Annotated in this window: 9 protein-coding genes and 1 tRNA gene; 7 read left to right on the forward strand and 3 right to left on the reverse strand. The window is 52.5% G+C overall.

The window, feature by feature from the left end; translation table 11 throughout:
* Positions 1 to 154: 154 nt before the first annotated feature.
* The gene (locus K9N21_23395; GenBank protein MCF8146863.1) at positions 155 to 1309 is read left to right on the forward strand and encodes a glycosyltransferase; all 1155 of its coding nucleotides are present in this window, start codon (positions 155 to 157) and stop codon (positions 1307 to 1309) included.
* 89 nt (positions 1310 to 1398) lie between these two features.
* On the opposite strand, the gene K9N21_23400 is transcribed toward K9N21_23395, so the two are convergent.
* Positions 1399 to 1812 carry a DUF2304 domain-containing protein gene (locus tag K9N21_23400; protein ID MCF8146864.1) on the reverse strand — a complete coding sequence of 138 codons (414 nt, stop codon included), beginning with the start codon at positions 1810 to 1812 and terminating at the stop codon, positions 1399 to 1401.
* A complete protein-coding gene (locus K9N21_23405; GenBank protein MCF8146865.1) occupies positions 1809 to 2471 on the reverse strand; it encodes a glycosyltransferase family 2 protein in 663 nt (220 codons plus the stop codon). Before K9N21_23405 ends, K9N21_23400 begins: the two co-directional genes overlap by 4 nt.
* A 363-nt stretch (positions 2472 to 2834) precedes the next feature.
* Here K9N21_23405 and K9N21_23410 point away from each other — a divergent pair, with 363 nt between their 5' ends.
* The 4 genes from K9N21_23410 (at position 2835) to K9N21_23425 (ending at position 6620) form a co-directional block, all read left to right on the forward strand.
* Positions 2835 to 4997, forward strand: a complete 2163-nt coding sequence (locus K9N21_23410; protein MCF8146866.1) for a tetratricopeptide repeat protein — start codon at positions 2835 to 2837, stop codon at positions 4995 to 4997.
* A gap of 65 nt (positions 4998 to 5062) precedes the next feature.
* A complete protein-coding gene (locus tag K9N21_23415) occupies positions 5063 to 5821 on the forward strand; it encodes a hypothetical protein (GenBank protein ID MCF8146867.1) in 759 nt (252 codons plus the stop codon).
* Positions 5818 to 6465, forward strand: coding sequence for a CoA pyrophosphatase (locus tag K9N21_23420; GenBank protein MCF8146868.1), 648 nt, complete (start codon positions 5818 to 5820; stop codon positions 6463 to 6465). The genes K9N21_23415 and K9N21_23420 overlap by 4 nt, the downstream gene beginning before the upstream one ends.
* Before the next feature lie 78 nt (positions 6466 to 6543).
* Positions 6544 to 6620 (forward strand) — tRNA-Pro (locus tag K9N21_23425).
* A 5-nt stretch (positions 6621 to 6625) separates the two neighbouring features.
* Here the strand turns inward: K9N21_23425 and K9N21_23430 are convergent.
* Positions 6626 to 6829, reverse strand: a complete 204-nt coding sequence (locus tag K9N21_23430; protein ID MCF8146869.1) for a DUF6485 family protein — start codon at positions 6827 to 6829, stop codon at positions 6626 to 6628.
* Between the two features lie 367 nt (positions 6830 to 7196).
* On the opposite strand from K9N21_23430, the gene K9N21_23435 reads away from it, so the two are divergent.
* Complete coding sequence (locus K9N21_23435; GenBank protein ID MCF8146870.1) at positions 7197 to 7775, forward strand: winged helix-turn-helix transcriptional regulator; 579 nt, start codon at positions 7197 to 7199, stop codon at positions 7773 to 7775.
* 52 nt (positions 7776 to 7827) lie between these two features.
* On the forward strand, positions 7828 to 8065 hold a 238-nt coding region (locus K9N21_23440), incomplete at its 3' end, for a hypothetical protein (GenBank protein ID MCF8146871.1).

Here is an 8065-nt window from a genome sequence, read left to right on the forward strand (position 1 = left end):
GATCGGCAAGACCATCAACCGGAGCCATTCCACGGTCCTCTATTCCGTGGAGCAGGTGGCCCACCGGATGAAGACCGATCGCAATCTCAAATACCAGATCGAGTTCCTCGCCGGGCGCATCGAGGATATGAAAAAATGATTCACGGGGTTGAGCATGCGAGTTCTCCATGTGGGCAAATACTATCCACCCTACCAGGGAGGGATGGAAAATTTTCTAAGGGACCTGTTGAAGGCCCTTAAGGGAGAGGGGGTTTCTGTTTCCGGTCTGGTACACCATCATATCTCCGGGCGGTCGTTTTCACGCGAGGAAGATGACGGCGTGCCCATCTCCCGGATACCGTCCTGCGGGCAGTTGCTTTATCTCCCCCTAAGCCCGGCATTTCCCAGATGGCTCAGACAGGTTATCCGGGAGTTTCAGCCGGACCTCCTTCACCTCCATTTCCCCAATCCCTCCGCATGCTGGGGGCTTCTGATCCCGGAGGCCCGAGCTATTCCCTGGATTGTCCAGTGGCAGTCGGATGTGGTCCCTTCTGCCATTGATCATCGCCTGAAGCCTGCCTACCAATTATACCGTCCTCTGGAACAGGCGGTCCTCAAAAGGACAAGGCGGGTTATTGTGGCCTCGGAACCCTATCTTGAATATAGCGATCCTCTCAAAAGATGGGCCTCCAAATGTCGCGTGATCCCCCTGGGGATAGATCCGAAAAGGCTTTCGCTGCCGAAGGCGTCCCTTGTCAAAGCGGCGGACAAACATTGGAGACCCGGAACACTGAAGGTCCTTGCCGTGGGACGTCTGACCTATTACAAGGGGTTCGATGTACTGATCCGGGCCGCGAGGCAGGTCCCCGGCATATCGGTTCAGATCGTGGGAGACGGCGCCCTCAGAAGCGCGCTTCAAGAGCAAATCGGAGGCAGCGGCATGGAAGGGCGGGTGGTGCTGCGGGGGAGTCTTTCCGACCAGGAGCTGCAGGCCCTCCTGGCCACCTGCGATCTCTTTTGCCTTCCTTCAGTGGAAAGAACCGAGGCATTCGGCATCGTGTTGCTGGAGGCCATGCAATATGGGAAGGCCCTGGTGGTGAGCGACATCCCCGGGTCCGGGGCAGGCTGGGTGGTTCGGAAAGGGTCATGCGGGTTCCTGACGCCGCCGGGAGATGCGGGCGCCCTGGCAAATCGCTTTGAACGTCTGATCCTTCAGCCGGACCTATGCGAAAAATTGGGAAGCAAAGGCAGAGAAAGCCTCGAGCGTCTGTTTCATATTCGATCCGTGGCAAGGCAGATCAAGGAGGTGTATGGGGAATTGGCGAATTGAGGGATTGAGGTATTGAGGGATTGAAGAATTGAGGAATTGAGGGGAGTTGGTATCTGTGAAATCCGCCCCATGAAATGCCCTTTTGTCTTCTATTTCATCGGGGTAATCCGGGGAGGGGACGAATCCGTACGGGTTGTGTGGTCAGGATTCGGGTTGTCCCTGGTGCGCAGGTCGTCCACCAATTTGTTGAGCACGGCCACCTGCTGGAGGAGTTCCTTTATGCGGACGTCGTTCTGAGAGGTCAATATAAACAGGTACAGATTTTGGATCAGGAGGACTCCCACGGCTATGGCAAAGAGGAGGGCCGGCGGATAAGTAATTCCCGTTACCCAGGCGATCCTGTCTATGATTACCGGAAAAAGGCCCAGTACCACGACACTGATTCCGATGGCGAACCAGGCCAGGGCATACTTTTCCTGAAGCTTCCCACGACGAACCAGCATGAATATAATCAAGAAGATGATGGCGCCGATAATGGTGGTGGTGATTTTGTAGGGGATCACGGCCTTCGCACCAATATAAAGGTTAATGTAATACACATGTAGCTGATCACGCTGGTGAGGGTAGGAAAAACCTTTGATTTTTCACTCACCCTGGCCGTCATGGGGGTCGGCACTTCGATCATCTTGAGCCCCATTTTCTGGGCCATGAAGAGGACCCCCAGATCCTGATAGTGGAGACTCATAAACGGGCCGCAGATCAATTGGGTCATGGCCGACCGGCTATAGCCCCTGAGACCGGAGGTAAAATCCTGGATTTGAAGGCCTGCCAATCGGTTGAGGACCTTCCAACAGAGTTTTTTGGGGAGGGTGCCCCGATCGCTATCCTTTCCGACCACCACATCATATCCCGCTTCCAGATATGGCGCCATCTTGAGCGCCCCCTCGGGGAGGTGCTGGCCGTCCCCGTCAAATGTGATGACGCCGTCGTAGCCCTTTTTGAGGGCGTATCGAAACCCTGCCTGGATGGCGCCCCAATGGCCCATGTTAAAGGGAACGCTGAGATATTCAAACCCGTCCCTCTTCAGGCAGCTCAGGAAGGCCTTGTCGTCGCTTCCGTCATCCACCACCAGGATGTCGGAGAAATGCCGCCTGAGACCTTTGAGAACCGGGAGAAGGTGGGGCCATTCATTATATACCGGGACCAAGACTAATATTTGCATGATAGGTTGAACTTCTCATAACCCCATTCCGATTTATTTTTTAGCAAAATGGTGTCATTTTTATGAATAGCTGTCAACAAAAAGAAATGAATTCTACTTTTAAAGTGTGGAACGGCAAGGCTCACGGTCGAATAAAGAGGGGTGAGTCCCCACAGGTGTCTTATTTTTCCTTGCTTATTGCAGGGCCGTATGTTTTGGTTAGGCTGTGGCGGGGGGCCGCTTCTTGTTCAAGGTCACCTGACGAGGCCCAAAATTAGCGCCATCAGCCCAAAAGTTCTCGTAATGTTCCGAGGTGGTGGTGTAAATTCCACACCGTCATTCCGGCGAAAGCCGAAATCCGGCCGTAGAGAGTGATACTCCCACATGAAAAACCATGGAATAATAAATGCGCTTTCAAGGCAGTGGGTTTCATTGGGCCTTATTGCGCTCATCGGCGCACTCATATACAGCAATATCTACCGGGCGCCGTTTGTCTTTGATGACGGGCATCAGATTGTAGAAAACGTAAAGATCAGAGATTTGGGTCGATGTCTTTCGCCAACGCAGTTATTTTCCCAGAGACCTGTTGCCGAATTAACGTTTGCCCTCAATTACCGATTTGGTGGACTGGATGTTTTCGGGTACCACCTCGTCAATGTCTTAATTCATATCCTCAACGGATTCCTTGTCTATTTTCTGGTCTTGATTATCTTCGAACGGCTGTTGATCCTCCCTGTTCAGCCTCGCGGACATTCCAACGGCCGTCGGAATATGGAACCCGGGAACATGGGGGCCGTAACGTCTGAGGGATTTGTCAGCGGTTTTCAATCGACAATTGACCGTCCATCACCGATCATCCGCATGATGTCCCTCTTTGCAGCACTGATTTTCATCGCCCACCCCGTGCAGACCCAGGCCGTCACCTATATTATTCAGAGACATGCTTCTTTGGCGGCGGCCTTCTATCTTCTGTCGATATTCTTCTACCTGAGAGCCAGGATTTTGCAGCAGGGAGGACGGGGTTCAGGGTCAAGGGGGGGGGACAGGGGTCAGTGGTCAGGAGGGGGGCAAGCGCATGTTGGGAAGAAGGCTTTCAGCTTCCGGCTTTCAGCGTATTTTGCCTTAGCCTTCCTCTGCGGAATCCTGGCTTTTCTGAGCAAACAGAACGCCGCGAGTCTTCCGGGGGCTGTCCTTCTCGTGGAATATCTCCTGTTTGACAGGACCTGGCAGGGATGGAAGAGAAAATTGCGCTGGCTTATTCCGATGATTGTGCTGATGGGGATATTCATTCTTTATGTCTCAGGCATCTTCAGGGGGGGGGTTCGGTTCGGCAGTCTGTTGGAAGATGTCTCGGGAATATTGCAGGCGCCGGGAACGCGTGTGGACCGGTGGGTGTACTTCTGCACGCAGCTCAATGTCATTGGCATCTATATTCGGTTATTGTTCCTGCCGGTGGGTCAGAACCTGGATTACATGTACCCGTTCAAGGCGGGATTTTTTGATGGGTTCACGCCGGCGGCCTTTCTGCTGCTCGTTGCACTGGCGGGCATTGGCGTATGGCAGATAAAGAGGCGGCCTGTAATCAGCTTCGGCATCTTCTGGTTCTTCATTACCCTTTCAATAGAATCCAGCTTCTTTCCCATCAAAGATGCCCTGTTCGAACATCGGCTCTATCTGCCGATGTTCGGATTTGCCATGGTTATCGCGTATATTCTGTTTTGGCTGTTGGCTGTTCATCGATGCTGGCTTTTTGCGGTTTCTGCGGTCATTATTCTGTCGCTCGGAACGGCCACATATCTGAGAAATCAGGTCTGGCAGAATGCCATATCGCTGTGGTCAGACTCTGTCGATAAAAATCCGAAAAACTACAGGGCGCAGATTAATCTCGGCTATGCCTTAAGGCGGGAAGGGAGGCTTGAGGAAGCGGTTTCACACTATCGCGAGGCCATAGCTATAATGCCCAATTTCGTACCTGCCCACAACAATATCGGTGTGGCATTGGCACAGCAGGGAAAGCTGGAAGATGCTTTTTTCCATTTCTCGGAAGCGCTTCGAATCAAGCCGGGCGATTCCGAGACCCTGACGAACTTTGGCCAGGCCCGTATGCAGGAGGGAAAGATTGAAGAGGCTGTCTTGTATTTTCACCGTGCGTTGAAATCATCGCCCACCAATGCTAAGGCGCATAACAATCTGGGAATTGCCATGGCACGGCAGGGAAAGCTGAAAGATGCTGCAGCGCATTTCTCAAAGGCGCTGAGGACTGAACCTTACAATGCCAGAATACACCGCAATATGGGGCTGGTGTTCATGCTGCAGGGTGATCTCAAGGGTGCTGCGCGTCATTTTTCAGAGGCCGTACGAATAGACCCCGAATATGCAGAGGCGCACTGCAAACTCGCGATCATTCTGATGCGTCAGGGCGATGTGAATGGCGGTATCAGGCATTTTTCCAAGGCACTGGACATTCAACCCGATCTGAAGGAAGCACGCCAGGGATTGAGCCAGGCGTTACAGTTCCAGAAGCTAAAAAAACCCCAGTATCGGTAACCAGATGTATTCACGGTTGGCGGAAATGTTAGGTTACCTGGATACAAGCGTAAAGAGGTCTTGAAATGGATGATTATAAGGCGGGGTTTGCCATAACCCTGGCGGAAACAGGGGCCCTTTTTTTCGACAAGGACCTTGTTCTGAAAGATGGCCGGCCCACCCCCTACTTTGTTAATATGGCCATGTTCAAAACCGGACGTTTGGCGCTCGAGATGGGAACCTTTTTTGCCGGCATGATGGTCTCTCAAGGGATTGTCGATCAGGCAGACATCGTCCTGGGACCCTCCTATAAGGGGAGCGCCGTCGCCCTTTCCACCGCCATCGCGCTCTGGCAGAGACATGGGATCGATAAGGTATTTGAATATGACCGGAAAGAGGTCAAGACCCATGGCGAAGGGAGCGTATGGAGGAGTATGTTTGTGAACCGCTCTCTGTTTGACGGCTGCCGGATCTTTATCGTGGATGACGTGGCCACCTCCATGGGGACCAAGTTCGAACTCCTGGAAAAGATTGCGTCCGAGGCCCGTATGACCGGCCGGTCATACCATGTGATGGGCATCGGCATCGGGCTTGACCGGGAACAGACGACCGCGGTATATGACAGGGGCGGGGCGGTCGTATTGGGACAAAAGGGGAAGAACGCCATCGACGATTTCGTGTCTAAAAGCGGTATCCCGGTTTTTTCCGTGGCAGGGATCAGGGAGGTGGTGGATTATCTCTTTCAGGAGAGGGTGCCTGTTGTGATTCAGGGGAACCGCATGCCGATGGACGGGAAGACAAAGGCGGAGTTTGACGCATATGTCCAACTGTATGGGATCCCATGAGCCTTCCCGGTACCCCCATGACCGATGGGCGTTGTAATCCTGATGTGATCAGCGGGATATTGAGCGCAAGAACGCCGAGGGTGCTGGATGGCTGCGGGGCATCGGGCTATCGACATGCCGGTGTGCTGCTGCCCCTGCTGGAAGAAGGCGGCGTCTGCAAGGTCCTATTCACCCAGAGAACGCATCGGGTCGAACACCATAAGGGTCAGATATCGTTTCCCGGCGGCGGGGTTGAAGCGAAAGACGCGTCTATTGAAGAGACGGTGTTGAGAGAAACCTATGAGGAGATCGGCCTTTCCCAAAGGGACATCGAGATCTTGGGCAGGATCGACGATGCTCTGACCGTGGCCTCCAATTATGTGATCCATCCTCTTGTCGGCTGGATTGCATCCGTCGATGATCTGGCCATCAATCGGACCGAAGTCAAAAAGATTATTTTAGCGCCGCTGGCACTCTTTTTTGGCCGGCGTTCAGAAGCGAGGCGATATCCTGTGGAATACGAGGGGGTAATCTACGAGACCGTGGCATTCCAATACGGCGAGCACATGATCTGGGGGGCCACCGCGAAAATGATGGAGAATTTTGTGGAGATCATGGAGGCCAACTTAGGGGCTCCGCCCCCTCAAAATCATGCGGATCTATGACTAAAATGAGTTTGGAAATTCCAGGAAGCAGATTATGCTTGCCTCACGACCAAGAAAAGACTATGGTGGTTAAATTGTCGGGACGTGGCTCAGTCTGGTAGAGCACCGCGTTCGGGACGCGGGGGTCGCTGGTTCAAATCCAGTCGTCCCGACCACCCTGTCACACCTTTCCCGCCTGGACAAGCCTCGAAAAGCATTCAAAAGAACGATCATATGCGGCCTCCGCCGCTTCAGGAAAACAGCAGGCCGGGAGTTCCCTCATCCTCAGATGATAGGCAATACACTCACAGCATATCCCTTTGCGGGGACACGGAGTATATGTGCAATTGCATGTTTGTAGATTCTTTTGGCTGTTGCATTCCATCAGGCGTACCTCCTGAGGTGCTCAATAAAAACACCCGATGCATACTCATTATATGTCTGGAATTCAGAATAACTGCTGAAATAAAAAGGGTTTTTGGCATGGCTTTTGAGTGCCGTGGGATCCGGAATGATGGAAATGGTGACATATGGCCAGGGGACGCCGTCTTCCACTATTTCCCTAACGCCTTGATAAAATTGGGGTGAAGCGCCCGACATACGAATCAATACTGAGTATAGCCGCTTCTTGGGGGGGACGTCAAATTTTTCTTGACAAACGCGTTCAATTATTGAACCATCTTTTGCTGGTTGCTTGAAATTTAAAAGAAAACTGAGTTGCTGAGGGTTGGAGAGGGTATTGGGCGACATGAATGGATAAGCAGGATATTCATATTCTTCGGCTCATGGGGGAAATCGAGCAGGACGGGGGGTCCAGCCAGAGAGAACTCTCCCGACGCCTCAATCTTTCCCTGGGGCTCGTCAACACCTTTTTAAAGAGACTGGTCAATAAGGGATATTTCAAGGTCAAGACCATGCCCAGCAACCGGGTGAAATATTTCCTGACCCCTGAAGGGGTGGCCAGAAAGACCCGCCTGACCGTGGAGTATCTGGCGTACTCGACCAGATTTTACAGAGATATCAAGCAAGTATTAATTGAGAAATTTAAAGAGATGGAGAGGAGGCAGATCCGGTCCATCCTCTTTTTCGGCGCAGGAGAGGTGGCCGAGCTGGCATATCTATATATCCAACTTACGGGCATACATCTTGCTGGGATTGTGGATGAAGAGAAAAATGGAAAGGATTTTTTTGAATTGATAGCCGAAGGGCCCGAACGCCTGAATCGGGAAGGCTGGGACGCCATTCTCGTAACCCGACTGGAGGATACGGCCCGGGACATTGAATACCTCATTGAAAATGGTGTGGATTCCGGTAAGATCGAGACCTTGTAACCCGTTGCCTTTGCAGCCATTTAACCCTTAACGAGGCCCGTAATTGCAGCATATGATCCATCATCAATCGACCATCGACAATCAACAATCCCTTAAGTGGTACGCACTTCATACCCGAAGCCGCTTTGAGCAGAAGGTATACGAGGGGCTCTGCGGCAAATCCCTGGAGGCCTTTTTGCCGAGGATCCAGGTCATGAGCAGACGGAAAGACCGGCGAAAAAAGATATTGGTTCCCCTGATCCCGGGGTATGTATTTGTCCGTTCTATTCTTGTGCCGGAGGAATACCACC

It is taken from the genome of Deltaproteobacteria bacterium (assembly GCA_021737785.1).
GTDB lineage: Bacteria > Desulfobacterota > DSM-4660 > Desulfatiglandales > Desulfatiglandaceae > AUK324.